This is a genomic window from Chryseomicrobium aureum, from assembly GCF_043182735.1.
In the GTDB taxonomy this organism is placed as follows: domain Bacteria; phylum Bacillota; class Bacilli; order Bacillales_A; family Planococcaceae; genus Chryseomicrobium; species Chryseomicrobium aureum.
The window spans coordinates 1,022,206-1,047,627 of the sequence record NZ_CP171117.1 but is presented as its reverse complement, the minus strand read 5'-3'; the positions used below and the strand labels follow the sequence as shown (position 1 = coordinate 1,047,627).

The window sequence follows — 25,422 nt, the reverse complement described above, 5'->3', positions numbered from 1 at the left end:
AGGAAATTTTCTTGATAACACTTGCGAACATAAAAAAAGTATGGTAAATTACTAAAGTATGTGAAATAACGAAGTAAAACAAAAAGCATAGCTTCTTGTTGTGAGGAGGGAATTAGTATGCCTAAACAATGTGTCATTACAGGCCGTAAGACTCGTTCTGGAAACAACCGTTCACACGCTATGAACGCTTCTAAGCGTACATGGGGTGCTAACTTACAAAAAGTTCGTATTCTTGTAGATGGTAAACCAAAACGCGTATGGGTTTCTGCTCGTGCATTAAAATCAGGAAAAGTGGAGCGCGTTTAATCGCCTCCCTTTTGTAAAGACCACGGCATATGCTGTGGTTTTTTCTTTGTACGTAAAAAACCGCCTTAATGGCGGTTTTTTTTGGTATCTCGGAAGAACCATCTCAAAAGCTTTGTTACACTCGATGGAAGTAGAATTGTAATGACCTTCATTTAATCCCCACTTTCCTCGCGACTCTGTATACATAAACATATGCCGGAGGAAAATGAGATAGACCCAACTTGTTCGACAATCTCATTACTTGTAAAGCGCGCGCTGGTTTTACTGATCAAGTCGTTTTGCACGGGATATTTAAATCCAGTGAGAGAAACGTTTAGAACATCCCCTTGCCACGAAAAGAAAGAACAGTAGGTGTATTCATTTTTCTCAACCTCTGTAACGCCAGGTTGCAAAAAGAGAATTCTGTTGTCGCGGTCTAGTAGTTCAAACTGAATAGACGGAAACTGCAGTTGAAAACGCAACATGTCATGCAAGACTGCTTGATAATGATCAAGTCTACCTCCTGTGACGCCGACGAGTACGATTTGCTTTGGGAGCATTTCGACTGCCCTTTCAAGTGCTAAATACGTATCTGTTTCGTCTTTCTCAGGTGAAACTTGCACGGCTTGCATCAACTGAGACTGCCACTTTTCACGCTCTGCATTTTGAATAGAATCCAAGTCACCAATTATAAAGTCAGGTGTTACACCTTTCTCCAACAATCGAATGGCTCCACTGTCCGCTCCTATCCAGTAATCTGCTTCAAGAGTTAGAGGAAGTTGCTCACGCGGTCCTCCCCCACAAATCCCAATACGCATACTAGGCTTCCTTGATGTCACGAAGTGCTTGCTCTTTATCGGCAGCACCATAAATTGCGGAACCCGCTACAACGACTGTCGCGCCAGCAGCCACACACTCTTTAACGGTTTCTTTATTGACACCACCATCAATTTCAATTTCAAATGTATAGCCGTGCTGTTGTTTTAAATCAGCCAATTGTTTCACTTTCTTTAACACCGACGGAATGAAAGACTGTCCCCCAAAACCAGGATTTACCGTCATGAACAACACGACATCAACTTCTTCCAGTACGTGTTCGATTGTAGAAATTGGCGTGTGTGGATTTAGCACAACTCCACACTGAATTCCTTGAGATTTGATATGTTGCAATGTTCGATGCAAATGACGGCAAGCTTCTACATGCACCGTAATAATATCCGCACCAGCTTTTACAAAGGACTCAATATACTGATCTGGATTTTCAATCATTAAATGCACATCGAGTGGTAGCTTTGTATGTGGACGAATAGCGTCTACTACAAGTGCACCCATAGTGATGTTTGGAACAAAATGACCATCCATAACGTCAATATGAATCCAATCCGCCCCCGCTTGATCGACGAGTTGGACTTCACTTTGAAGATTTGCAAAATCTGCTGCTAAAATTGAAGGTGCTATTTTTACCATTGTTAATACCTCGGCTTTCTATCCATAATTTCATGTAAAAATTGAAGATAATTATCATAACGATGCTCGGCAATTTCGCCTACGTCTACGGCATCTTTCACCGCACACCCTGGCTCTTTCAGATGAAGACATCCTCTGAACTTGCACGTTAATTTCCTCATTTCCGGGAAACATTCACCTAGTTCTTCTTTTTCAAGATGATCGAGTTCAAAATTACTAAATCCTGGAGTGTCGGCTAAAAGACCTCCTGCTACCTCTATTAGCTCAACATGACGGGTTGTATGCTTCCCGCGTCCTAAAGCCATAGAGATTTCGCCGGTCTTTAACTTCAGTTCTGGTAACAACGTATTGAGTAATGTCGATTTCCCAACGCCTGATTGTCCTGCTAGTACGCTAAGACGATTTGGTAACAACTTAGCGATACTTTCTGCAAGCAACGGGTCTCCCTTGTATGTGTAAATCAAAGGATAGCCAATTTGCTCATAATAAGAAGCTTGGTGTTCAACTTTCAAGCGCTGTTCGTCCGATAATAAATCCATTTTCGTTACAATCACGACAGGTTCAATTCCATACCCTTCGATGACTGTTAAAAACCGGTCAAGTAAATGTTCATTAAAATCTGGCTCAATCGCAGAGAATACGAGGAGCGCCTGATCGACGTTCGAAATAGGTGGCCGTACAAGCTCGTTTTTGCGTTCCTCTATCTCCGTCACGACACCGTCATTCTCTCCTTCGACTGTATAAGTTACCATATCACCCACGAGTGGCGACTGGCCTCTTTTGCGAAATACTCCGCGTGCCCGCGTTTGGATAACCGTACCTTGATCATAGACGTAGTAAAAACCACTTAATGCTTTTCTGATTTGGCCTGTTGGCATGCCATTCCTCCTTATGGTAGATCTGCGTAATTAATTGTTTCTTGTGCTACTACAACATTATCTACTTCGATGCGATACGCCCCTTGTGCACCTTCCACAATTTCTAACTGAAGTCGTCTTGTTGCGTCTTCCGTGATTGTAAATTCTTCAATCGGTTCTGCTAAAGTTCGCGTGCGGTCCTGTACAAAAATTCGAACAGACTGCTCTACCTGCTCTTGACCTTCTTCTACTTCATACGGGATTTCAATGGACACGATATATAATTTGGTAGCTGCCGCTGCCGGCCCGTCTGAAATAACAACTGCTACTTCACTACCTGGCTTTAACATAGTTCCCGGTTCAGGGCTTTGTCGTATGACTTCACCTGCGGGTACTTCGAATGAATTTTCACGGGCAGACGAGTTAATGACAAACCCTGAAGACGCCGCGTAATCTTCAAGAGCTCGAGCATTGTAACCGCGTAAATCTAAAAGTTCTCGCGTTTCAGGTCCTTTACTAACAGTTAAAATCAACTCTGTTTCTAGTGCGTTGACTTCTTCACCAGCTTCAGGCTGTTGTGCAATAATCGTTCCAATAGGTTCATCCGAAAACTCTTCGTTTTCTGTAACTGATTGGAAGGAGTCGGCAACAAGCGGTCGAACTTGCTCGATACTTCTTCCTACATAATCATTTACTTTAATCGTTTCGGGTCCTTGCGATACATACAAATTGATTTCCGTTTCAGGATCACGCATTCTACCAGCCTCAGGAGTTGTGCGGATCACTTGTCCTTCTTCCACTTCTTCTGAATACTGTTCGCGTACTTCTCCAATAACAAATCCAGTGGCTTCGAGTTCTTCCGTTGCCTCTTCAAGTGTCATCCCTACAACATCCGGCACCTCAATTTTCGCAGGGCGGAACATACCAGGAAAAGCGAGTACAACAATTAACCCTATTAACAGTAACGCACCAATAATCAGAGCAATAATTTTACCCTTTTTCGATTTTTTCTTCACAGGAGCAGGAGCCGGATCAACTTTTGGTTTCCGGTCTTCTAGTTTACGCGTTTCTTGGATTTCATCGAGCGGAATCGGCTGTTTAATGACAGGCATCACTTTTGTCGCATCGTCATCCACACTCGGTACATACTTTGGTTCATTTAAATAGTCCGTATCCAAAGAACGTGCAATATGCGCATGCATCTCTTTTACAGAGACGTATCGGTCTTCAGGTTTTTTTGCTGTAGCTCGAAGGACTACGTTTTCTATACTTTGGGGAATCGCTGCATTGATTGCTCGAACAGAAGGTGTCTCTGCTTGTAAGTGCTTGAGTGCAATCGAAACTGCTGACTCCCCTTTAAACGGAAGTTGACCTGTTAATAATTCGAATAATACAATTCCTAATGCGTAGATGTCGGACTTACGAGTTGCTGTGCCACCACGCGCTTGTTCAGGCGACAAATAGTGAACAGTACCTAAAACTGAATTCGTTTGGGTAAAGGATGTCGCAGATAACGCCATCGCAATTCCAAAATCCGTCACTTTGACATTGCCCTCTTCATCTAACAAGATATTTTGAGGTTTGATGTCACGGTGCACAATATGGTGCTCATGTGCATGTTCAATCGCTGATAACAGCTGCTTCATAATCGTCACTGCTTTTGCGGGTTGCACAGGCGCATTGTCAGCTATGTATTCTTTTAATGTTTGTCCTTTTACGTGTTCCATTACAATGTAATGGATATCCCCGTCCTCGCCTACATCATAGATTGTGACGATATTGTCGTGTGTCAGTGATGTGACAGAAAGGGCTTCCCGTTGAAATCGTCTGTGTAGGTCCTCTTCGTTTGAGAAGTCATAACGCAATATTTTAATGGCAACGTCTCGATCTAAAATCATATCGTGTGCTTGGTAGACATTGGACATGCCACCCCCGCCGATATGTTTCTCTAGTTTATAACGTCCACTTATCCGTTTTCCGATTAACATCGTTACTCACCTACCTTCAGGTGACTAAGAATGAGTGAGATGTTGTCCTCTCCACCCTGGTCGTTGGCTAGTGTGACAAGTGTATCCGCTTTTGCTGTAAGAGTGGCTTCAGTTTGAAGGACATGAACGATTTGTTCGGATGACAGCATATTGCTCAATCCGTCAGAACACATAAGAACATACTCCCCTTCACGCATTGTCACAGTTAAAATATCAGGATCTATAGAAATCTCTGTCCCAATCGCTTTCATCAGCATATTCTTTCTAGGATGTGTTTTCGCCTGCTCTTCATCAATCTCTCCCGAATCGAGCAAAACATTGACGTAGGAATGATCTTTCGTCAATGGATGGATTTCCCCTTTAGAATAGAGATACACGCGACTGTCTCCAATATGTGCAAACGTGACTTTTCTATCTTGGAACACTGCAGCAATCAGTGTTGTACCCATTCCTTTGCATGTAGGATCCGATTCAGCTATAGTGCTTATTCGGTCATTTGCACCCTCATAGGCTTCTGTTAACCATTTAGAAACATGTGTCTCCTCACTTTCAACTTGTAGAGAAGACTTCTGAAAGCGGTCTACTAAAAACCTTACTGCCAGTTCACTAGCAACATCCCCGGCATTGTGACCACCCATTCCATCAGCAAGTACTGCTAACGTCATACCTTTAGATTTTTCGAAGACTTGCAAATAGTCTTCATTGATTGCACGCTTTTTACCTACATCCGTGCGATGAACAAATTCCATTTTGTCACCCCTTGATTATGCTTTTTGAAGAGCTACTACATAAAATCCATCGCCGTCTGGATACGGAAGTACTTGATGACCTACTTTCGCAGCGCCATGCGGAAGAGCAGTAAATACATCCGGAAGAGAGAGTTCTTGCATATCTTGATGCAATTGTAAAAAAGCATCAATCACTTCATCGTTCTCAGTTGGTTCAATCGTACATGTGCTATAGACCAGTATGCCACCAGGCGATAAAAGAGAGTAGGCTTCATTTAAAATAGCAAGTTGGATCGTAGCTAATCGTTCTGCATCTTGTGGTTTTTTTGCATATTTCATATCTGGCTTGCGACGAATGACACCATATCCACTACACGGAGCATCCACTAAAATACGATCAAATTGCTTTTGCTCTAAAACTTCTTGCGCTTGTCTTGCATCCGCCGCAACCGTCGAAATGTGTGTAAAACCAAGACGCTCGGCATTCTCATGAATGTACTTTAATTTATTCTCGTGAAGATCAAGTGCTGTAATATGACCCGTATTGGCAAGAAGTTGCGCAATATGTGTGGTTTTCCCACCAGGTGCTGCACACATATCAAGAACCGACATACCCTTTTCAAGTTGGAGTGCATGTGCTGGCATCATCGAACTCTCGTCTTGAATCGTAAACTGACCCGATGCGAAAAGTGCTGAAGTCGCTGCTGTTTTCCCAGCAACATGCAAGCTTTCTGGCAAGATTCCTTTTCGTACAGTAAACCCTTCTGACTCGAGCGCTTGAATTGCGTCATCAATTGATATTTTCATCGTGTTGACACGAATAGTCTGAGGAGGTGCGACATTGTTTTGGCGTGCAATTTGTTCTGTTTTTTCAAAACCAAATGCTTGGATCCAATTTTCTAGCATCCACTCTGGGTGACTAGTTTCTATTGACAAACGTTCTAATGGGTCTTTAATCGAATCAAAACTTGGCACACCTTCACGAAGAAATGCACGCAACACACCATTCACTAAACCTGAAACACCTTTGTGTCCGTGATACTTAGCGAGTTGAACAGCTTCATTTACTACTGCGTGGTTCGGAATACGATCCAGGTAGTGAATCTGGTAAACGGCCATGCGCAATACCCACTGAACCCAGTTTTCTAATTTTCCTTTGATAAAAGGAGCCAGGAAAAAATCGAGTGTCATTTTGTGTTGCAACGTCCCATACGTAAGTTCTGTCATAAGACCTTTATCAATACCTGCAATTTTGTGTTGATTCATATGTTTTGTGAGCAACAAATTACTATACGCTTGATTTTTATCGACATCCATTAGAACAAATAGAGCTGCGTCCCTAGGGTTGCCTAGTTGTTTTCGCTTCATTTAAATTGATCTCCTAGTTTGTATTGCTGCCCAACACCTCGTAAGAATTCGTCAACAGCTAATTTTTTCTTTCCTGCAGGTTGTACTTCAAGTAGTTCCAATGCTTGTCCGTCTCCTGTCTGTACAACAAAACGGCCTGTAGTATCAATGATTTCACCTGGTACAGCATGCGAGTTTCCGTTCACTTCACGTGCAGACCAAATTTTAAAACTTGCCTCATCAAACGTCGTGTACGCACCTGGCCACGGATTCAAACCACGAATTTGGTTGAATACCTCCCGAGCAGGCTTTGCCCAATCGATTCGTTCTTGTTCGCGTGAGATGTTTCGTGCAAACGTTACTTGATCAGGATTTTGAGGTGTTCGTGCGTTCGTTCCAGCAACAATTGATGGAAGTGTTTCCTTTAACAAGGCTGTTCCTGCTGCACTGAGCTTGTCAAAGAGCGTTCCTGTAGTGTCTTGTTCTGTAATGGGAACTTCTACTTGCGAGATAATATCTCCTGCATCTAGTTTCTTCACCATATACATGATAGTGACACCCGTTTTCTCTTCCCCGTCTAGAACCGCTTGATGAATTGGTGCACCGCCGCGATATTTTGGTAGTAAGGATGCGTGGACATTAATGGCGCCTAATTGAGGAAGTGTTAGCACCTCTTCAGACAATAATTGACCAAATGCTGCTGTCACAATCAAATCTGGATTTAATTCTTGCAGTCTTTTTAATTCCGCACTGCCTGTTAACTTTTCAGGTTGTAGTACTTCGATTTCGTGACGAAGCGCTTCTTCTTTAACCGGTGGTGGCGTCAACACTTTTTTCCGCCCAACAGGACGATCAGGTTGTGTGACAACTGCTAAAACGTTATAGCCCTCTTCAACCAACATACGAAGAACGGGTGCAGAAAATGCGGGTGTCCCCATAAATACGATGGACGTCATTGTTCTTCACCTTCCTCCATGAATTCTTCAGGAGAGACATAACGAATAATTTTTGAAGTAAATAAAATACCATTTAAGTGGTCGATTTCATGTTGAATGGCACGTGCTTCATAATCTTCTGCTTCTAATTCATACAAATTGCCGTCACGGTCTTCCGCCTCAACTTTTACATAATACGGTCGTTCTACTTCTCCGTACAATCCCGGGAAGCTTAAGCAGCCTTCTACTTCAACTTCTTTACCACCAATAGCAACAACTTGTGGGTTGATCATTTCAATGACTTCTTGGCCTTCTCCCATATCTACAATGGCTATGCGTTTTGATACTCCGATTTGTGGAGCTGCAAGGCCGATACCATCTGCTGCCACCATAGTTTCATACATATCATCAAGCAATTTGCCTAGTTCTTCATTAAACTCGGTGACATCTGCTGCCGGAGTCGTCAAAATATCATTGGGATGTTCAACTATTTTTAATACTGTCATTCTTCGTTCCTCATTTCTATACAATCGTAGATGGGTGTAAATCAATGCTGATTCGCACCCCTTGCTTTTCCCATTGCGTTCGGGAAAGCTTTAATAACTGATGAAGCGCAGTCGTTAAGTTTGGCTCTCGCTTATATTTAATCATGCATTGATAACGGTACCGCTCTTGTATGCGGCTGATTGCAGAAGCAGTCGGACCTATTACAGCGGTTGATTGCGAAAGGTTTTCTCGCAACCACTCTGCCGTCTTACCCGCATAGTCTGCAGTCGTTATGACCTCTGGATGACTGATTTGAATATGGGTCAAATAATAAAACGGAGGGTATTGATAAGCTTTTCTCATTTGCATCTCTTGCGTGTAAAAGCCCAAATAATCATGTGTCTGGGCATTGACGAGTGCATAATGTTCCGGATCATATGTTTGGACGATGACGTGGCCTTTTTTCTCATGTCTACCAGCTCGACCACTCACTTGCGTAATCAACTGGAACGTTTTTTCGGCCGCCCGAAAATCCGCAAGATGCAAAGAAGTATCGGCATTTAACACACCCACTAAAGTCACTTCCGGAAAATCTAATCCCTTTGCAATCATTTGTGTACCTAATAGAATATCCGCCTGTCGTTGTCCAAAGTGATGCAGGATTCGTTCATGTGCACCTTTCGTACGCGTTGTGTCAACATCCATTCGCAGCGTTCGGGCTTCTGGAAATAGCTTTGTAATCTCTTCTTCTACTTTTTGAGTACCTGTGCCAAAAAATCGAATGTGCTCACTTTCGCAATGGGGACACTGGGTGGGAACTAGTTCTTCATATCCACAATAGTGACATCTTAAAGCTTCGCCCATCCTGTGATAGGTCAAGGAAATATCACAGTTTGGACATTGGACTGTCGTTCCACAATCGCGGCACAATACAAAAGATGAGAAGCCTCGTTTGTTTAAAAATAAAACAATCTGCTCTTTTTTTGCTAATCGATCTCGAATCGCATCAATCAATTCCATGCTGAACATGGAGCGATTTCCACCCTTTAGTTGTTCCCGCATATCAATTAAATCAACAGGTGGTAAAGCTTTAGCATTCGCTCGACTCGGGAGCTCAAGCAGTATATAGACTCCTTTTTTTGCACGAGCATAGGATTCGATGGAAGGTGTCGCACTTCCTAAAATCACAGGACAATTTGCAAACTGCGCGCGCCATTTTGCGACTTCTCGTGCATGGTAGCGCGGAGAATCTTCTTGTTTGTAAGAGGACTCATGTTCTTCATCGAGTATTAGTAACCCTACGTTTTCAAACGGTGCAAAAATGGCTGAACGCGCCCCTACTACTACTCGCACTTCTCGGCGATGAATTTTACGCCACTCGTCGTACTTTTCTCCGACAGACAGACCACTATGCATCACTGCCACTTGATTCCCAAATCGCATTTTGAAACGCGTAACCATCTGTGGTGTAAGAGCAATTTCTGGCACAAGCATAATGGCTTCTTTTCCAAGAGCAAGTGCTTCTTCAATCGCATGTAAATAGATTTCTGTTTTCCCGCTACCCGTAATCCCGTGCAAAAGGAATGTTTCACTTTTTTGATTTTGTTGCGCTCGGTTGATCGTCTCAAGAACTTCTTTTTGAGCCTCTGTAAGTGTGACCACTTTATCAATTGATGTATCTGCAAGTAATTCGATTTCACGGTACACTTCTTGTTTAGATTTTTTTAAAATCTTCTTTTCAACGAGCGCATCTAGTACAGGCGTCGCCACTTGGACATGTTTTTGAATGTCTACTATGGTGAAAGATTTTGAATTTGTCTCTAAAATCCAATCTACAACTTGTTGTTGCTTCTTCGCTTGACCAGAAAGCTCAATCGATGCATCGATCACGTGATAGACCGTTTGTAGTTTTGGTTTCGCTTTTTGACGAATTCGAGTTTCTATCGTGGCATTTCCCGTATCGAGGTGGACTTTCAGTTCTTGTATCAAGTGTTGTTTTTCAAGTGATGCGAAATCAACTTCTAGATCTTTGGACAATAAATTTTGAAAAGGCTCGGATAAAACTGAAGCATTTTCAACCTTAACAAGTTTTGTGTAATTCGCTCGGAGAGCTGCAGGAATCATCACTTGGAGCGTATCGTTATAGAAACACAACGTATCATCTTTTAGCCATTTACCTAGCTCGAGCATTTCTGCTGTCAATACCGGTTCAATATCAACTACTGATTCAATAGGCTTCAATTTTTTTTCATCAAGTTCTGTTTCATCTGACGTTGAAATGACAAACCCCTGCACTTTACGAGGTCCAAAAGGAATGTGTACACGAATACCTGGATGAATAAAACTTTCGAGTTGGGCAGGCACGTGATAATCAAACGGCCGGTCGATTGCCGCTGTAGAAACATCTACAATGACCTGTGCAATCACGAGTGCCATCCCTCCTGCTCAGCAACAAACTGTAGCAATTCAAGTGCAAGTTGTTGTTTCGGTAGGAATGGAAAATCTGATTTTCCTGATTTTGAAAACACAGTTACTTTATTTGTATCTGTGCCAAATCCAACACCTTGTTGCATGACATCATTGGCTATAATATAATCGGCATTCTTTTTCACACGTTTTTTCTCCGCATACGCTTCAACATCATTCGTTTCTGCTGCAAAACCAATGACGACTTGGTTCGATTTGATCGAGCCCATATGCGCCAGAATATCAGTCGTGCGCTCCATCTCCAGTACTGTATCGCCATCTTGTTTCTTAATTTTCTGGTCTGCTTGAAGTTTCGGTTTATAATCGGCAACTGCTGCCGTTTTAATAAGGATATCTGTAGATGCAAAACGTGTCTCCACTTCACGTAACATGTCCGCTGCACTTTCAACATCAACACGCGTTACTCCGGCTGGCGTTTCTAGTGTTACTGGCCCTGCAATCAATGTCACTTCTGCCCCAAGGTCTGCTGCTGCACGGGCCATCGCAAAGCCCATCTTGCCTGTTGAGAAGTTTGATACGTAACGTACTGGGTCAATTCGTTCACGCGTAGGCCCAGCAGTTACTACGACCGACTTCCCTTTTAAGGGCATTGATTTTTGTTTACGATTCATGATGAGCTCTGTAATTTTTTCTGGCTCTTCTAAACGCCCTTTTCCGACGTATCCGCATGCAAGATATCCTTCAGAAGGCTCGATAAAGCGAATGCCGCGTTTATGGAGGGTATCAATATTTTGAAGTACTGCAGGATGACTATACATATGGACATTCATCGCAGGTGCCATCCATACTTCTTTTGTCGTTGCAAGAAGTGTTGTAGTGATCATGTCGTCAGCAATACCGTTTGCGTACTTGCCGATGACATTTGCAGTTGCCGGCGCAACTACAACTAAATCTGCCCAGTCTGCTAAATCAATATGAGCAATGACACGTGAATCTTTTTCATCAAATGTGTCAAAATAGACGTCATTGCGGGACATCGCTTGAAACGAAAGTGGTTGGACAAATTCCATTGCTGATTGTGACATAATGACACGTACATCTGCACCCGCTTGTGTAAGTTTACTAACAAGCGCAATTGCTTTGTAAACCGCGATCCCACCTGTCACACAGAGTAAAATTTTTGTTGACCCAGTCATTCGAAAATCCCCTTTTATACAGAATGACCTCCCAAAGACAATCTTTGGGAGGTAGGTTTTATACTTCGTCTTCGTATACTACATTTTGGTCGGCGACTTCATTGATTAATACGCCTGTAGCGATTTCCTCAAGTGCTTTGCCAACGTTTTTATCAGAAACATACTTTACTAAACGCATGTTTTTCTCTTCTTGCATCTGGCGTGCACGCTTGGAAGCGATACTCACCAATGAGTACTTAGAATCAACTTTTTTCTTTAACGAATCCACTGATGGATATAACATTTAGAGTTCTCCTTTCAACATGGCCTTGTAGCGTTGCTCTACACGCTCACGCTTACAATGCTCAGCTGTCACAATCGCATTAATTTTATCACATGCACGCTCGACTTGATCATTTTCAACAACATAGTCGTACAAATCCATCATCGCAAGTTCTTCACGTGCAGCTGCAATTCGTGCTTGAATCACATCGTCCGTTTCCGTTCCTCTTCCGACTAATCGACTCTCTAGCTCCGACAAGCTAGGTGGTGCTAGAAAAATAAAGAGCGCATCTGGTGCTTTTTCTCGGACGAGCTTGGCACCCTGCACTTCAATTTCTAAAAACACATCGCGACCTGCGTCTAACGTGGCATTCACGTAATCAAGAGGCGTACCGTAATAATTGCCAACATAATTGGCATATTCAAGGAGTCTTCCTTGTTCAATCAATTCTTCAAACTGCTCTTTCGATTTAAAAAAATAATCAACACCGTCTACTTCGCCTTCGCGCGCTTTCCGTGTTGTCATAGAAATCGAATATTCATAATTTGTTTCTGGGGTGGAAAAGAGCTCTTTTCGCACCGTTCCTTTACCGACGCCAGAGGGACCGGAGAGAACAATTAAGATGCCGCGTTCTTTGTACATAATGACTCCTTCACATTCAACATACTTACTTGATTATAGCACATCATGTTAGAATAGAACAAAACGTTTTGAAAGAGGAATTAAAATGGCATTTGACGGATTATTCACAGCAGCAGTAAATCAAGAACTTCAACAGCTTAGAACAGGAAGAATCACGCGCGTTCATCAGCCGAACACCCAAGAACTGATGCTTCATATCCGTGCAGGCGGCCAAAACCATAAATTATTATTTTCAATCCATCCTTCCTATGCTCGTGTTCACTTGACGTATGAATCGATTGATAACCCTCCAACTCCACCGCTCTTTTGTATGATGATGCGTAAACACATCGAAGGTGGCTTCATTGAAAAAGTCGAGCAGATTGAAGCGGATCGGATCATTCAATTCACGATTCGAAGTAAAGATGAAATTGGAGACGATACTAGCCGCATTCTCATCATGGAAATTATGGGGCGTCACAGCAACTTAACACTTGTAAACGGTGATACATCAAAAATCATTGAGACGATGAAGCACCTTCCTCCTTCGATGAATTCGTATCGCACGATGATGCCCGGACAGGACTATATTTATCCACCAAAGCAAGACAAAGAAAATCCATTTACTTTAGCGAACTCTGCAGAACTACCTGCAAGTGCAGAAGAGTGGATGGCAAATTTTCAAGGAGTTGCGAAACTTCATGCGACAGAACTCGCTTCTCGAGATGGCCAAGACGCGTACGACTTTTTAATGAGCTTTATGCGCGGTGGCGATCAACCCGGTAGTACGGAAGTTGGCGGCAAAACCGTGTTTTCTGCATCCCCTCTCCTTCATTTAGAAACAGAGTGGATGCCTGCTGCGACATTGGGTCACTTGTTAGACCGTGTGTATTATCAAAAAGCAGAGCGTGACCGTGTGAAACAACAAGCTGGAGACTTAGAGCGCTGGTTGGTAAATGAGCGTAAAAAACTGACAACAAAAAAGAAAAAACTTCAAGCAGATCTAACACGCGCAGAGAACCTGCAAGAAGATCAGAAAAAAGGCGAACTGTTGAGGGGGAATTTGCATGCCATCACCAAAGGGATGAAAGAGATTTCGGTTATCGATTATTACGATGAGAATCAAGGGACCATTGTCATCGCATTAAATCCAAAAAAGACTCCCTCTCAAAATGCCCAAAATTACTTCCATCGATACACGAAAGCAAAAACAGCTCTACAAGAGGTACGGGCACAGATGGATAAAACCGATAGTGAGTTGATTTATCTTGATGAAGTGATGCGCCAACTAGAACAAGCATCGCCCTCTGATATTGAAGAAATTCGTGAAGAGCTAATGGATCAAGGGTATTTGAAGAAACGCGCGAAAGCAAAAGCTAAAAAAGAAAGTAAGCCGAAACCTGAAGCCTATATTTCGTCAGACGGGACGGCGATTTCTGTGGGTAAGAACAATAAGCAGAATGATTTCTTGACGTTTAAGCTTGCGAAACGGACTGATACTTGGCTACACACGAAAGACATACCAGGCTCACATGTAGTCATTCACTCGGAGTCGCCATCCGAAGAAACGATTCACGAAGCAGCGGTACTAGCTGCGTATTTCAGTAAAGCACGTGACTCATCCTCTGTCCCAGTTGATTTCACGGAGATTCGCCATGTCAAGAAACCAAATGGATCGAAGCCTGGCTTTGTGATTTATTTTGAGCAGAAGACAGTATTTGTGACGCCTGACCAAGAGGTTGTACGGTCGTTGCAGAAATAAGAGCTATGACTCAATAAAAAGAGGCAGGGACATAACTCAGTTAATTCCACAAATGAAGTTAAAGATAACAAAATGAAAAGTGTGTAGGGGTGACTCCAGCGGGATTATAAGCGGAAGCTGAGACCGAGGCTCAGCCCGCGCCCGCGGAACGCTTCCCCTACACCCAATAGAACATACAAAAAGGGAGTTTCTCATGACGAGAAACTCCCTTTGCTGGGTTTTGTCACAGCCTCTTTGATTTTCACTTTAAACTATTTCTCTTCAACTCTGTATGCCAAGATTCAATAAACGTCCGGTCTTCCACTGATAAAGAAGTATCTTCCATCAATAAATCGTTTAGGGTAGTCAATGAGTAAGCAGGAACACCTACTTGTTCAAATGCTTCAGTAGCTTTTGGTAAATCGTACGAGAAAATACTGACGACACCAAGGACGTCCGCTCCTTCTTTTCTTAATGCGTCAACAGCCGTAATACTACTGCCACCTGTTGAAATCAAATCCTCGACTACTACTACTTTTTGCCCGCTCACAAGTTTCCCTTCTATTTGATTTCCTCGACCGTGCTCTTTTGCTTTTGAGCGAACGTAGACCATCGGCAATTGAAGGTTCGTACTTACCCATGCTGCATGTGGAATTCCAGCAGTTGCCGTACCTGCCACCACTTCGCATTTAGGAAAATGGGTCTCTATTAAAGTAGACAGTTCACTTGCAACTTGTTCACGCAATCTCGGATACCCCATCAGCAACCGGTTATCACAATAAATTGGCGACTGGATGCCAGAAGCCCACGTGAACAAAGGCTCTGTTGATAGTTGTACTGCGCGTGCTTCCAATAAAGCTTGTGCCGCTTTTGTCTTCATTCTTCATGACCCCATTCTTTTAAAATTTGATGATAGACAGCAACTGGGTCTGCAGCTGCCGTAATTGCTCGACCTACTACTATGTGCGTAGAACCTATCTTTCTCGCATCAGTTGGTGTAGCGATTCGCTTTTGATCATGAAGGTCGCCACCAGCTAAGCGAATACCCGGGGTGACTTTGTAAAAACTTTCGCCTAAAGTGTCACGAAGAATGTTCGCCTCATGCACAGAACAAACGACACCGTCTAGGCCAGCTTGTTGCGTTATCCGCGCATAATGCACAACAGATTCTTCAAGTGATGTTTGAATTAATTGCTCTTGTTGCATTTGGCCCTCTGTCGTCGATGTGAGTTGCGTAACAGCAATCAACTTCGTCATATCTCCCTGAGATCCTTCTGCCAAACCCTCTTTCGCAGCCTTCATCATGGCAATACCTCCTGCTGCGTGGACATTGACCATATCAACACCAAGAGTAGCTAGCCCCTTCATCGCCTTGTGAACTGTTGTTGGAATGTCATGTAACTTTAAGTCAAGAAAAATTGAATGACCGTCTTCTTTAAGTGAACGAATCACGTCTGGTCCATTTTGAAGATAATATTCCATGCCGACTTTTACATAGAGCTGTTCGTTGAATCTTCCTAAAAACGCTTCAACATCTTGTTGAGTTGCGAAATCGAGCGCCACAATTGGTTTTGTCATCGATGGGACCTCCCACTAATTTCTTCGACCGATGAGTAGCCAAGACTATGTAAAGCTTCTGGCAATTCGTCGATGAGTGTTGGGCAGACAAATGGGTCGACAAAATTTGCGGTACCGACAGCTACTGCTGATGCACCAACCGATAAGAAGTCGATAACGTCTTGTGTCGTCTGCACACCGCCCATACCAATGATTGGAATCGATACGTGTGGATACACCTCATGAATCATTCGAAGCGCAACAGGTTTGATAGCAGGACCAGAAAGTCCTCCCGTTTTATTTGCAAGTATAGGTTTACCAGTCTTTTCGTCTAGTCGCATGCCGAGAAGTGTGTTGATCATTGTCAGACCATCCGCACCCGCTGCTTCGACTGCTGTAGCAATCGATACAATATTTGTGACGTTTGGAGAGAGCTTCACATAGACTGGAACCTCTGAAACGTCTTTTACAGCCCGCGTTAAAGATGCTGCAATCTCTGGATCCGTCCCAAATGCAATTCCACCACATTTCACATTCGGGCAAGAAATATTCAGTTCAAGCGCATGGACATTTGACGCTTTTGAAATTTCTCGAGCCACGGCTACATAATCCTCTACTTCGGAGCCGGCAACATTGGCAATAATCGGCACGTCATGCTGCTCAAGCCACGGCAATTCATGAGCTAAAACATGCTCTAGACCTGGATTTTGAAGTCCGATAGCGTTTAACATCCCAGAAGATGTCTCCGCAACGCGGGGTGTCGGATTACCGAACCGACTTTCTTCAGTTGTAGCTTTGATCATAATCGCACCTAAAACAGCTAGGTCATAAAACTTCGCGTATTCTTGACCAAATCCGAAACAACCAGATGCCGGCATGATCGGATTGCGTAAATCAAGACCTGGTAATTTTATTGCAAGTGAATTCACGCAATCACCCCCGCTTGAAATACTGGTCCGTCTGAACAGACTTTCACATAGCTACCTTGTCCTTCAGTCGTCGGGCATACGCAAGCAAAACAAGCACCAATACCGCACCCCATGCGCTGTTCGTAGGATAAAAATCCTGGAATATTCGGCAGCGCCTTCTCGACTGCTTTTAGCATCGGATGTGGTCCACAGCTATAATAAATGCTCGGTACATTTTGCAAGAGTGCCATTTGATCCGTTACATACCCTGGTAGTCCATGCGTACCGTCTACTGTCGTAATAAATGTGTCTCCAAGTTCTCTAAATCGCTGTTCGTAGAATACATCTTTTTCAGATTGGAAACCCAGTATAATCGTTAGCTGGACTCCCGACTCTTTCAATCGTTTGGCAAGTTCATAGAGTGGAGGAACACCAATTCCCCCACCAATGAGCCATGCGCGCTCTTCGGGAGACGCGACGACCGGAAAGCCATTTCCTAGTGGTCCTATCACATCAATCGTATCTCCTGGACGTTTTGCTGCAAGCAGCTCTGTGCCTCTGCCATCTACTCGAAAAATCATTGTAAACTCTAGAATGTCTTGATCAATCGAACAGATACTGATTGGACGGCGCAAAAGAGGTTCTGCGTGATCTGCAACCCGGATGTGTACGAATTGGCCAGGTGTTTGCATCGCAATCGTCTGTTGTCCAATCACCGTCATCTCGTATACGCGATCTGCAATTTCTTTATTTCGTACAACCTCCATCAAGCCGGTTCGAATCATCGGCGCACCTCCATTGGATTCATCGTTTCTGTTGTAAATGTCATCGATTCCATCACGCGCAAAATCGCTTCTGCTGTATCCAGTGATGTAAGAATAGGTACTCCATTTTCTACTGCTTCACGGCGGATACGGAATCCGTCACGAGCAGGTTGTTTTCCTTTTGTCAGCGTGTTGACGACGAACTGCGCTTTTCCTGACTGAATCACATCAACAAGTGTTTCACCTGAATCCCCAATTTTGTTGACACTTTGTACAGGTATACCTTGTTCTTCGAAAGCACGTGCTGTACCCTCAGTCGCTAAAACGCGGAAGCCAATTGCGTGGAATCGCTTTGCGAGATTTGCTGCTTCTTGCTTGTCCTTATTCGCTACAGTCATCAAAACTGTCCCATAAGGTTGTAATTCGAGACCAGCAGCGACAAGTCCTTTATATAATGCTTTTTCAAGTGTACGATCTTTACCGAGCACCTCTCCTGTTGACTTCATTTCAGGTCCGAGCGTCGTATCCACACGGCGTAATTTTGCGAAGCTGAAGACAGGAACTTTTACATAGACGCCTTCTTGGTTTGGAGCAAGTCCAGGTGTATACCCCATTTCGACGAGCTTTTCTCCTAAGATAGCTTTTGTTGCTAAGTTTGCCATTGGGATTCCCGTGATTTTACTTAAGAAAGGTACAGTTCGGCTTGCGCGTGGGTTCACTTCTAGCACGTAGATTTCATCGCGTGAAATGACATATTGGATATTTAGTAACCCAACTGTTTTCAATGCTTTTGCTAACCGTGTTGTATAATCGACCAGTTGCTCGATATGACGCGCTGATAAATTTTGCGGAGGATAGACAGCTATTGAATCTCCTGAGTGAACGCCTGCACGTTCAATGTGTTCCATGATGCCTGGAATAACGACCGAATCACCGTCTGATATCGCATCGACTTCAATCTCTGTACCTGTGAGATAACGGTCGACAAGCACCGGATGTTCCGGACTCGCTTCAACTGCGTGCTCCATGTAATGCGTTAGTTCCTCTTCGTTGTAAACAATCTCCATCGCGCGGCCACCGAGTACATAGGAAGGGCGAACGAGAACCGGGAAGCCGATTTCTCTAGCATTTGCTAGCGCTTGATCAACAGACACGGCTGTCTTTCCTTCCGGTTGTGGAATACCGATCTCACGAAGAAGAGCTTCGAACTTATCACGGTTCTCGGCGCGGTCTAAGTCTTCTAAACTCGTTCCGAGAATTTTCACGCCTCGAGCCTCTAAGCCAGCTGCTAAATTGATGGCTGTTTGTCCGCCAAACTGAACGATGACACCTTCTGGTTGCTCAAGTTCCACGATGTGCATGACGTCTTCTAGTGTCAACGGTTCGAAATAAAGCTTGTCGGAAATTGAGAAGTCGGTCGAAACCGTTTCTGGATTGTTGTTCACAATAATGGCTTCATACCCTGCTTCTTTAATAGCCCATACAGAGTGAACCGTCGCATAGTCAAATTCAACCCCTTGCCCGATGCGAATCGGACCAGAACCTAGCACCATGACGCTCTTTTTATCACTACGGATGGATTCGTTTTGTTGCTCATATGTGCCGTAAAAATACGGCGTTTCCGATTCAAACTCCCCTGCACATGTATCTACCATTTTGTAGACCGGGAACATTTTTTCAGTCTTGCGTAAATCGTACACTTGTTGTTCAGTCCAGTTCCAGAATTTTGCGATTGTTACATCTGCAAATCCCATGCGTTTTGCTCGGTAGAGAACGTCTAGATCGCCTATTTGCTCTTTAATTGTTGTTTCGAAATCAACAATGCCTTTTAATTTATTCAAGAAGAAGAAATCGATTTGACTCCACTCGTGAATGTCTTCGACAGTCATGCCGCGGCGAAGTGCTTCTCCAATGAAGAATAGACGCTCATCTCCAGCACGCTTGATTCGTTTAACAATCCATTCGTCCGTGATACGATCTGCATGCTTCATTTCAAGATGCATGTGACCCGTTTCTAAAGAACGAATTGATTTTAAAATCGCCTCTTCAAAAGAGCGACCAAGTGACATAACCTCACCTGTAGCTTTCATCTGTGTTCCAAGGTTACGCTTTGCTGACTCGAACTTATCAAACGGCCAGCGTGGAATCTTGGCGACGATATAATCGAGTGCTGGCTCAAAGCATGCAAACGTCTTGCCCGTTACTGGGTTCATCATCTCATCAAGTGTGAGACCGACTGCGATTTTTGCAGCAAGTTTTGCAATCGGATAACCCGTTGCCTTTGATGCAAGAGCCGATGAGCGACTGACACGCGGATTCACTTCAATGATGTAGTATTGAAAGCTGTGCGGATCGAGTGCTAACTGAACGTTACATCCCCCTTCAATTTTCAAGGCGCGAATAATTTTTAGTGACACATTACGAAGCATTTGATTTTCGCGGTCTGTCAATGTTTGAGTGGGGGCTACAACAATGGAGTCACCCGTGTGAATCCCGACTGGATCAAAATTTTCCATGTTGCAGACAACGATTGCGTTATCTGCAGAATCACGCATTACTTCGTACTCAATTTCTTTGAATCCTGCAATTGATTTTTCAAGTAGGCACTGGGTTACAGGGCTGTACTTCAAACCACTTGTCACGATTTCCGCCAGTTCTTGGTCGTTGTGACAGATTCCTCCACCCGTACCACCGAGTGTGAACGCTGGACGGACAATGACTGGATATCCGATGTGTGCTACGAATGCTTGTGCTTCTGCAAGGTTGTGAATAATCGTACTTTCCGGTACTGGTTCTCCTAGTTCATTCATTAAGCTTCGGAACAAGTCGCGGTCTTCAGCTTGATGAATTGCATCAAGCTTGGTGCCTAAAATCTCCACATTCAATTCATCAAGAATTCCCGATGCGTGGAGTTCAATCGCCATGTTCAAGCCTGTCTGGCCTCCGAGTGTTGGAAGCAGGGCATCTGGACGTTCTTTGCGAATGATGCTTGATACAAACTCGAGAGTTAAAGGCTCCATGTATACTTTATCTGCCATCTCTGTGTCTGTCATGATGGTCGCTGGGTTTGAATTGACTAAGATGACACGGTAGCCTTCTTCACGAAGTGCGATACAGGCTTGCGTACCTGCGTAATCAAATTCTGCTGCTTGTCCGATTACAATTGGACCGGATCCGATGACTAAGATGGTTTTGATATCGTGGCGTTTAGGCATGTTGTTTCCCCGCTTTCGTCATAAGTGAAATGAATTGATCAAATAAATGGACGGAATCCTCTGGGCCTGCGGAACCTTCTGGATGGAATTGGACGCAGTACACTGGGTAGTGCTTGTGGCGAACGCCTTCGACCGTTTGATCGTTTAATGCGATATGTGTCAGCTCTAGGTCTGTATTTTCAAGTGATTTTAAGTCGATCGCGTAGCCATGATTTTGAGAAGTAAGTTCCGCGCGACCTGTCGTCAAATCTTTTACTGGATGATTAGCACCGCGGTGCCCAAATTTTAATTTAAAGCTTGTTGCCCCGCTTGCTAGCGAGATCAGTTGGTGACCGAGACAAACGCCAAACATCGGTACTTCCGGAATTAGTTTTCTCACAGTTTCAATAGCTTCTGGAATATCTGTTGGGTCTCCAGGACCGTTTGATAACATCACGCCGTCTGGCTGCATCGCAAGAATTTCTTCAGCAGATGTAGTATATGGCACGATGGTTACGTCACAATCGCGCTTATTCAATTCGCGAAGTAGACCGTGCTTCATACCAAAGTCCATCATGACAACGCGGCACCCGCGGCCCGGACTTGGATATGGGCGTTGTGTTGACACACGAGATACTTCATCGTGCGGAAGAGACCATGCATTTAACTCCGCTACAACGTTTTCAACATCTGGCTGTTCACCCGCAGCTGTCAACTTTCCTCGAAGTGAGCCGTGTGTTCGAAGAAGTTTTGTTAGCATGCGAGTATCAATACCAGAAATTCCTGGTACATTGCGTTGCTCCATTAACTCTCCGAACGTTCGATTTGAGCGGAAGTTCGAAGGTTGTTCTGTCCATTCACGCACAACGACTCCAGCAAGTGTGATGGCCATCGCTTCAAAATCTTCTGGATTGATTCCGTAGTTACCTATCAGTGGATACGTCAGTGTTAAGATCTGTGCACAGTTAGACGGGTCTGAGATGAATTCTTGATACCCTGTCATTCCCGTTGTGAAAATCACCTCACCTGTACTCTCGTTTTGTGAACCAAAAGCCGTACCTTCAAATACTGTGCCATCTTCTAAGATCAAATAACGTTTCATTGGTTTTCCCTCCAGATACAGTTTCCATCAAACCATGTTTCTACTGGCCAGCCCTTACATGCCCAGTCACCAAAAGGTGTGTTTGTGCTTTTCGAGACAAATGTTGTCGGGTCAATTTGTTTTTCATCATGTAAATTGATTAGTGTAAATTCGGCAGGTTCTCCTAGTTCGAGTGTTCCGAACGGAAGACCAAACACTTCTGCAGGCTTCGATGTAAAATAACTTACAAGTTGCTGCAAAGACCATTTTCCTGATTCTACAAAATGCGTATAGAGAAGCGGGAACGCGGTTTCAAGTCCGACGATACCGAACGGTGCTTTTTCAAAACCGTGTGATTTCTCTTCAGCCGTGTGTGGTGCGTGGTCCGTAGCGATGAAGTCCAGTGTCCCGTCTTCTAGACCCTCAATCAAGGCTAATTTATCTGCATGAGCACGCAAGGGTGGATTCATTTTCCACTCTGCATTATTTTCAGGAATATCGTCTTCACAGAGCAAAAGGTGGTGTGGTGATACTTCAGCGGTCACGTGAATTCCCGCACGCTTTGCATCCCGTATGACGCGCACAGACTCTTTCGTGCTGACGTGGCAAACGTGGTAATGTGCACCTGTCGCTTCAGCGAGCAATATGTCACGTGCAATGTGGACTGCTTCAGATGCCGATAAAATGCCTGGAAGGCCGAGCTCTTTGTTTTTGGTACCTTCGTGCATGACACCACCAAACAATAAGCTGTTGTCTTCACAGTGCGCAACGACTGAAATTCCCTCTTTTGCTGCTTGTTTCATTGCTTCGTACATCATCCCAGCGGTTTGAACACCTACGCCGTCATCCGTTAGAGCAAAAGCTCCTGATTCCTTCAACCGTTTCGCATCGGTCAGTTCTTTGCCCGCTTCGCGAATCGTGATAGATCCGTATGGAAGTACACGCACATGCGCAGTTTCTTTGATACGATTCATCAACGAACTCATCGTTTCTTCTGTGTCGGGAACTGGGCGTGTGTTTGGCATTGCACAGATTGTTGTAAACCCGCCTTTTGCCGCTGCTAGTGTCCCTGTTTCAATCGTTTCTTTGTGTTCTCCGCCTGGTTCACGTAGGTGGACGTGCACATCAATCAATCCTGGAAGGAGCAGTGCGCCGTTTCCATCAACTGTTTCATCTACATGTCCACTGTTGTTAAAGGATACTAGCTTCCCGTCTTCTATTAACAAATCTGTTGGAATCAAATCCCCCTGATCTGTTAAGCGTTGTAAGTTCGTATAAAGTCGTTTCATTCCGCTTCCTCCTTTAATAAAAACTCTAGTATAGCCATTCGCATGTAAACACCGTTTTTCATTTGCTCAAAGATTCGTGACTTGTCACCTTCTACCACAGCGTCAGCAATTTCGACTCCTCTATTAAAAGGTGCAGGATGTAACACGATTGCGTTGTCTTTCATCGCAGCCATCCGTGCTTCAGTGAGACCATATTCTTCGTGATACTGTTCTTTTGTGAACGACTGTGTGCCATCATGGCGTTCATGTTGGACCCGAAGAAGCATGATCACATCACTTGTTTCAATCGCCTCGTCTAAGCTAAACAAGACTTGAAACTCTGCCTGCCACTCGGGCGGGCTGACAAATTGGATTTGTGCGCCAAGTTTTGATAACACGTGAACATTTGAACGTGCGACTCGACTATGCGCCAGGTCCCCAACGATTGTCACCGTTTTTCCTTCTAATGTTTCAAACTCCTCAAGCATTGTCATCAAATCTAGTAAACTCTGGGTCGGGTGATTTCCTGTCCCATCTCCTCCGTTGATAATCACTGGTTTGACTTGATCAATGATTGGCTCGTAGTAGTTGTTTTCTGGATGCCGGATAACAAGCACATCCACACCAATCGCCTCAAGTGTCTTCACTGTATCGTAGAGTGATTCTCCTTTTGTCGCACTTGAAAATCCCGCTTCAAAGGGTAGGACCGTCAATCCGAGTTTTCGTTCAGCCATTTCAAAACTCATCTTGGTGCGGGTACTTGGTTCAAAAAACAAGTTTGCAGCAACCAATCCGTCCTTTACTTGTGGAGGACTTCCTGCCTTTAATTGTCGTGCTCGTTTGACAAGATAGAGCAGTTCGTCTGTTGTCAGGTGTTCGATAGATGTCAATGCGCGCATGTTTTCTCTCCCTTTCCTATAAAAAAACCCTTTCCGGTGTGGGAAAGGGTATGTGGAAAGACACGCAGTCTACAGACCCGTGGTTCTTCCCGTCCCTTTCTCACCTCTCGGATGAAATTAAAAGGTTATGATTCAGTTTTGGGTGGTGATTTTGGTAAGAGTAGATTCAATAGTACACCTACGATTGAAGCGAGTGCCATTCCTTCAATATGGAAGACCTCTGAAAACTTCACCATTGCTCCGCCGATTCCGATGATCAAGATGACCGATGAAATGATTAAGTTACGTGAATCGCCGAAGTCTACTTGACTCTCCACCAACATTCTTAGTCCAGAAGAAGCAATGATCCCAAACAACAGAATGGATATTCCACCAAGTACCGGTGCTGGAATTGTGTCAATGACGGCCATCAACTGTCCTAAAAAGCTAAAGATGATTGCGAATACTGCTGCGAGAAGAATTACGGCTACACTAAACACACGCGTCAGGGCAAGGACTCCAATATTTTCACCGTATGTCGTCTTTGGTGGTCCCCCGATCAGCGCACTTACAAAAGTCCCGAGCCCATCTCCAATCAGTGAACGATGCAAACCTGGATTTTCGATATAATTGCGATTGACAATTTTCCCTAAAACCAACTGATGACCAATATGTTCCGAGATAGTTACGATTGAAATCGGCACCATGATCCACAAGAGTTGAGAGGTGATAGTAAATTCATAATCAATCCCTGGTAGTAAGAATTCAGGCACTTGAAAGAATTTTGCTGACTTTACTACTGTGAAGTCGACAATTCCGATGATGACGGAATAGATGTATCCTACGATAATTCCTATAATTACTGGCATCAGAGCAAGCAAACCACGGAAGAAAAGCTGTACGATAATCGCTGTAGCTAGTGTCACTAATGCTGCCGAAAAATGCAGCATACTGTAGGTATCGCGGAGACCATCTCCGTTTGTATCGATGTTCATGGCCATGTCCACAGCTACAGGTGCCAGCGCGAGTCCAATGACCATAATTACCGGTCCGACAACAATCGGTGGTAACACTTTCATTATCCACTGATGACCTGTTTTCCAGATAACAAGAGCCGTTAGCGCATAGACAAGGGATACGAACATCGCACCAATCATCGCACTGCCAATACCACCTGTAGATGTTGCGAGTAAAATGGGTGCTATGAAGGCAAACGAAGAACCAAGATAGGCTGGCACTTGAAAACGTGTTACAAGAATAAAGATGATTGTTGCAATTCCGCTTGTCAGTAGTGCGATTGCTGGACTAAGGCCCACAAGCTTTGGCACCAGGATTGTTGCGCCAAACATCGCAAACATATGTTGCAGGCTTAACACTATCCATTTGTGAAGTACTGGTCGTTCATGAATCCCAATTTTTTTTGACACCGTAG

The 25,422-nt window shown here is 44.0% G+C and carries 23 protein-coding genes; 2 read left to right on the top strand and 21 right to left on the bottom strand.

All coding sequences use genetic code 11. The features are described from left to right. Positions 1–117 precede the first annotated feature (117 nt). Positions 118–306, top strand: coding sequence for a 50S ribosomal protein L28 (rpmB, locus tag ACF3OH_RS05615; RefSeq protein WP_010301642.1), 189 nt, complete (start codon positions 118–120; stop codon positions 304–306). A gap of 152 nt (positions 307–458) precedes the next feature. On the opposite strand, the gene ACF3OH_RS05610 is transcribed toward rpmB, so the two are convergent. From ACF3OH_RS05610 to gmk, 12 genes are read right to left on the bottom strand one after another with little or no spacing between them, the layout of a single operon-like run. Continuing rightward, the gene (locus ACF3OH_RS05610) at positions 459–1,103 is read right to left on the bottom strand and encodes a thiamine diphosphokinase (protein ID WP_204589014.1); all 645 of its coding nucleotides are present in this window, start codon (positions 1,101–1,103) and stop codon (positions 459–461) included. Between the two features lies 1 nt (position 1,104). Beyond that, entirely contained in the window at positions 1,105–1,752 is a 648-nt protein-coding gene (rpe, locus tag ACF3OH_RS05605; protein WP_392456217.1) for a ribulose-phosphate 3-epimerase, read from the bottom strand. A 2-nt stretch (positions 1,753–1,754) separates the two neighbouring features. Continuing rightward, positions 1,755–2,630 carry a ribosome small subunit-dependent GTPase A gene (gene rsgA / locus ACF3OH_RS05600; protein ID WP_392456214.1) on the bottom strand — a complete coding sequence of 292 codons (876 nt, stop codon included), beginning with the start codon at positions 2,628–2,630 and terminating at the stop codon, positions 1,755–1,757. Positions 2,631–2,641: 11 nt separating this feature from the next. Further along, complete coding sequence (gene pknB / locus ACF3OH_RS05595) at positions 2,642–4,597, bottom strand: Stk1 family PASTA domain-containing Ser/Thr kinase (protein WP_392456212.1); 1,956 nt, start codon at positions 4,595–4,597, stop codon at positions 2,642–2,644. 2 nt (positions 4,598–4,599) lie between these two features. Next, entirely contained in the window at positions 4,600–5,346 is a 747-nt protein-coding gene (locus tag ACF3OH_RS05590) for a Stp1/IreP family PP2C-type Ser/Thr phosphatase (protein ID WP_392456209.1), read from the bottom strand. Between the two features lie 15 nt (positions 5,347–5,361). Next, complete coding sequence (gene rsmB, locus ACF3OH_RS05585; RefSeq protein WP_392456206.1) at positions 5,362–6,693, bottom strand: 16S rRNA (cytosine(967)-C(5))-methyltransferase RsmB; 1,332 nt, start codon at positions 6,691–6,693, stop codon at positions 5,362–5,364. Then, positions 6,690–7,628, bottom strand: coding sequence for a methionyl-tRNA formyltransferase (fmt, locus tag ACF3OH_RS05580; RefSeq protein ID WP_392456204.1), 939 nt, complete (start codon positions 7,626–7,628; stop codon positions 6,690–6,692). The genes rsmB and fmt overlap by 4 nt, the downstream gene beginning before the upstream one ends. After that, on the bottom strand, positions 7,625–8,113 hold the full coding sequence (gene def, locus ACF3OH_RS05575) for a peptide deformylase (protein WP_392456202.1): 489 nt from the start codon (positions 8,111–8,113) through the stop codon (positions 7,625–7,627). Before def ends, fmt begins: the two co-directional genes overlap by 4 nt. 16 nt (positions 8,114–8,129) lie before the next feature. Beyond that, the gene (gene priA, locus ACF3OH_RS05570; protein WP_392456200.1) at positions 8,130–10,529 is read right to left on the bottom strand and encodes a primosomal protein N'; all 2,400 of its coding nucleotides are present in this window, start codon (positions 10,527–10,529) and stop codon (positions 8,130–8,132) included. Beyond that, complete coding sequence (gene coaBC / locus ACF3OH_RS05565; protein ID WP_392456197.1) at positions 10,517–11,716, bottom strand: bifunctional phosphopantothenoylcysteine decarboxylase/phosphopantothenate--cysteine ligase CoaBC; 1,200 nt, start codon at positions 11,714–11,716, stop codon at positions 10,517–10,519. The genes priA and coaBC overlap by 13 nt, the downstream gene beginning before the upstream one ends. A 58-nt stretch (positions 11,717–11,774) precedes the next feature. Next, a complete protein-coding gene (rpoZ, locus tag ACF3OH_RS05560) occupies positions 11,775–11,999 on the bottom strand; it encodes a DNA-directed RNA polymerase subunit omega (protein WP_204589004.1) in 225 nt (74 codons plus the stop codon). Next, positions 12,000–12,620, bottom strand: coding sequence for a guanylate kinase (gene gmk, locus ACF3OH_RS05555; RefSeq protein WP_204589003.1), 621 nt, complete (start codon positions 12,618–12,620; stop codon positions 12,000–12,002). Between the two features lie 85 nt (positions 12,621–12,705). On the opposite strand from gmk, the gene ACF3OH_RS05550 reads away from it, so the two are divergent. Next, on the top strand, positions 12,706–14,361 hold the full coding sequence (locus ACF3OH_RS05550; protein WP_392456194.1) for an NFACT family protein: 1,656 nt from the start codon (positions 12,706–12,708) through the stop codon (positions 14,359–14,361). 241 nt (positions 14,362–14,602) lie between these two features. Here ACF3OH_RS05550 and pyrE read toward each other — a convergent pair whose 3' ends face one another. From pyrE to ACF3OH_RS05505, 9 genes are all read right to left on the bottom strand, one after another. Beyond that, entirely contained in the window at positions 14,603–15,220 is a 618-nt protein-coding gene (gene pyrE / locus ACF3OH_RS05545) for an orotate phosphoribosyltransferase (RefSeq protein WP_392456191.1), read from the bottom strand. Further along, positions 15,217–15,918: an orotidine-5'-phosphate decarboxylase gene (gene pyrF, locus ACF3OH_RS05540; protein ID WP_392456189.1), complete on the bottom strand. Its 702-nt coding sequence runs from the start codon at positions 15,916–15,918 to the stop codon at positions 15,217–15,219. The genes pyrE and pyrF overlap by 4 nt, the downstream gene beginning before the upstream one ends. Next, positions 15,915–16,826 (bottom strand): dihydroorotate dehydrogenase, encoded by a 912-nt coding sequence (locus ACF3OH_RS05535; protein ID WP_204588999.1) that lies wholly within the window; start codon positions 16,824–16,826, stop codon positions 15,915–15,917. The genes pyrF and ACF3OH_RS05535 overlap by 4 nt, the downstream gene beginning before the upstream one ends. Beyond that, complete coding sequence (locus tag ACF3OH_RS05530) at positions 16,823–17,590, bottom strand: dihydroorotate dehydrogenase electron transfer subunit (protein ID WP_392456187.1); 768 nt, start codon at positions 17,588–17,590, stop codon at positions 16,823–16,825. The genes ACF3OH_RS05535 and ACF3OH_RS05530 overlap by 4 nt, the downstream gene beginning before the upstream one ends. Next, entirely contained in the window at positions 17,587–20,784 is a 3,198-nt protein-coding gene (gene carB, locus ACF3OH_RS05525) for a carbamoyl-phosphate synthase large subunit (protein WP_204588997.1), read from the bottom strand. Before carB ends, ACF3OH_RS05530 begins: the two co-directional genes overlap by 4 nt. Further along, positions 20,777–21,865: a carbamoyl phosphate synthase small subunit gene (locus ACF3OH_RS05520; RefSeq protein WP_392456185.1), complete on the bottom strand. Its 1,089-nt coding sequence runs from the start codon at positions 21,863–21,865 to the stop codon at positions 20,777–20,779. Before ACF3OH_RS05520 ends, carB begins: the two co-directional genes overlap by 8 nt. Next, complete coding sequence (locus ACF3OH_RS05515; protein WP_392456182.1) at positions 21,862–23,133, bottom strand: dihydroorotase; 1,272 nt, start codon at positions 23,131–23,133, stop codon at positions 21,862–21,864. The genes ACF3OH_RS05520 and ACF3OH_RS05515 overlap by 4 nt, the downstream gene beginning before the upstream one ends. After that, the gene (locus tag ACF3OH_RS05510; protein ID WP_392456180.1) at positions 23,130–24,011 is read right to left on the bottom strand and encodes an aspartate carbamoyltransferase catalytic subunit; all 882 of its coding nucleotides are present in this window, start codon (positions 24,009–24,011) and stop codon (positions 23,130–23,132) included. The genes ACF3OH_RS05515 and ACF3OH_RS05510 overlap by 4 nt, the downstream gene beginning before the upstream one ends. Positions 24,012–24,136: 125 nt before the next feature. Continuing rightward, a complete protein-coding gene (locus ACF3OH_RS05505; RefSeq protein WP_392456178.1) occupies positions 24,137–25,417 on the bottom strand; it encodes a solute carrier family 23 protein in 1,281 nt (426 codons plus the stop codon). Between the last annotated feature and the right edge of the window lie 5 nt (positions 25,418–25,422).

Bases quoted from the DNA above. Each gene is read 5' to 3' on its own strand.
- ACF3OH_RS05520 (WP_392456185.1), bottom strand. From the start codon at position 21,865: ATGAAACGTTATTTGATCTTAGAAGATGGCACAGTATTTGAAGGTACG.
- fmt (WP_392456204.1), bottom strand. From the start codon at position 7,628: ATGACGTCCATCGTATTTATGGGGACACCCGCATTTTCTGCACCCGTT.
- carB (WP_204588997.1), bottom strand. From the start codon at position 20,784: ATGCCTAAACGCCACGATATCAAAACCATCTTAGTCATCGGATCCGGT.
- coaBC (WP_392456197.1), bottom strand. From the start codon at position 11,716: ATGACTGGGTCAACAAAAATTTTACTCTGTGTGACAGGTGGGATCGCG.
- def (WP_392456202.1), bottom strand. From the start codon at position 8,113: ATGACAGTATTAAAAATAGTTGAACATCCCAATGATATTTTGACGACT.
- ACF3OH_RS05515 (WP_392456182.1), bottom strand. From the start codon at position 23,133: ATGAAACGACTTTATACGAACTTACAACGCTTAACAGATCAGGGGGAT.
- ACF3OH_RS05530 (WP_392456187.1), bottom strand. From the start codon at position 17,590: ATGATTCGAACCGGCTTGATGGAGGTTGTACGAAATAAAGAAATTGCA.
- rpoZ (WP_204589004.1), bottom strand. From the start codon at position 11,999: ATGTTATATCCATCAGTGGATTCGTTAAAGAAAAAAGTTGATTCTAAG.
- priA (WP_392456200.1), bottom strand. From the start codon at position 10,529: ATGGCACTCGTGATTGCACAGGTCATTGTAGATGTTTCTACAGCGGCA.
- pyrE (WP_392456191.1), bottom strand. From the start codon at position 15,220: ATGAAGACAAAAGCGGCACAAGCTTTATTGGAAGCACGCGCAGTACAA.
- ACF3OH_RS05610 (WP_204589014.1), bottom strand. From the start codon at position 1,103: ATGCGTATTGGGATTTGTGGGGGAGGACCGCGTGAGCAACTTCCTCTA.
- pknB (WP_392456212.1), bottom strand. From the start codon at position 4,597: ATGTTAATCGGAAAACGGATAAGTGGACGTTATAAACTAGAGAAACAT.
- rsgA (WP_392456214.1), bottom strand. From the start codon at position 2,630: ATGCCAACAGGCCAAATCAGAAAAGCATTAAGTGGTTTTTACTACGTC.
- ACF3OH_RS05510 (WP_392456180.1), bottom strand. From the start codon at position 24,011: ATGCGCGCATTGACATCTATCGAACACCTGACAACAGACGAACTGCTC.
- rpmB (WP_010301642.1), top strand. From the start codon at position 118: ATGCCTAAACAATGTGTCATTACAGGCCGTAAGACTCGTTCTGGAAAC.
- gmk (WP_204589003.1), bottom strand. From the start codon at position 12,620: ATGTACAAAGAACGCGGCATCTTAATTGTTCTCTCCGGTCCCTCTGGC.
- pyrF (WP_392456189.1), bottom strand. From the start codon at position 15,918: ATGACAAAACCAATTGTGGCGCTCGATTTCGCAACTCAACAAGATGTT.
- rsmB (WP_392456206.1), bottom strand. From the start codon at position 6,693: ATGAAGCGAAAACAACTAGGCAACCCTAGGGACGCAGCTCTATTTGTT.
- rpe (WP_392456217.1), bottom strand. From the start codon at position 1,752: ATGGTAAAAATAGCACCTTCAATTTTAGCAGCAGATTTTGCAAATCTT.
- ACF3OH_RS05590 (WP_392456209.1), bottom strand. From the start codon at position 5,346: ATGGAATTTGTTCATCGCACGGATGTAGGTAAAAAGCGTGCAATCAAT.
- ACF3OH_RS05550 (WP_392456194.1), top strand. From the start codon at position 12,706: ATGGCATTTGACGGATTATTCACAGCAGCAGTAAATCAAGAACTTCAA.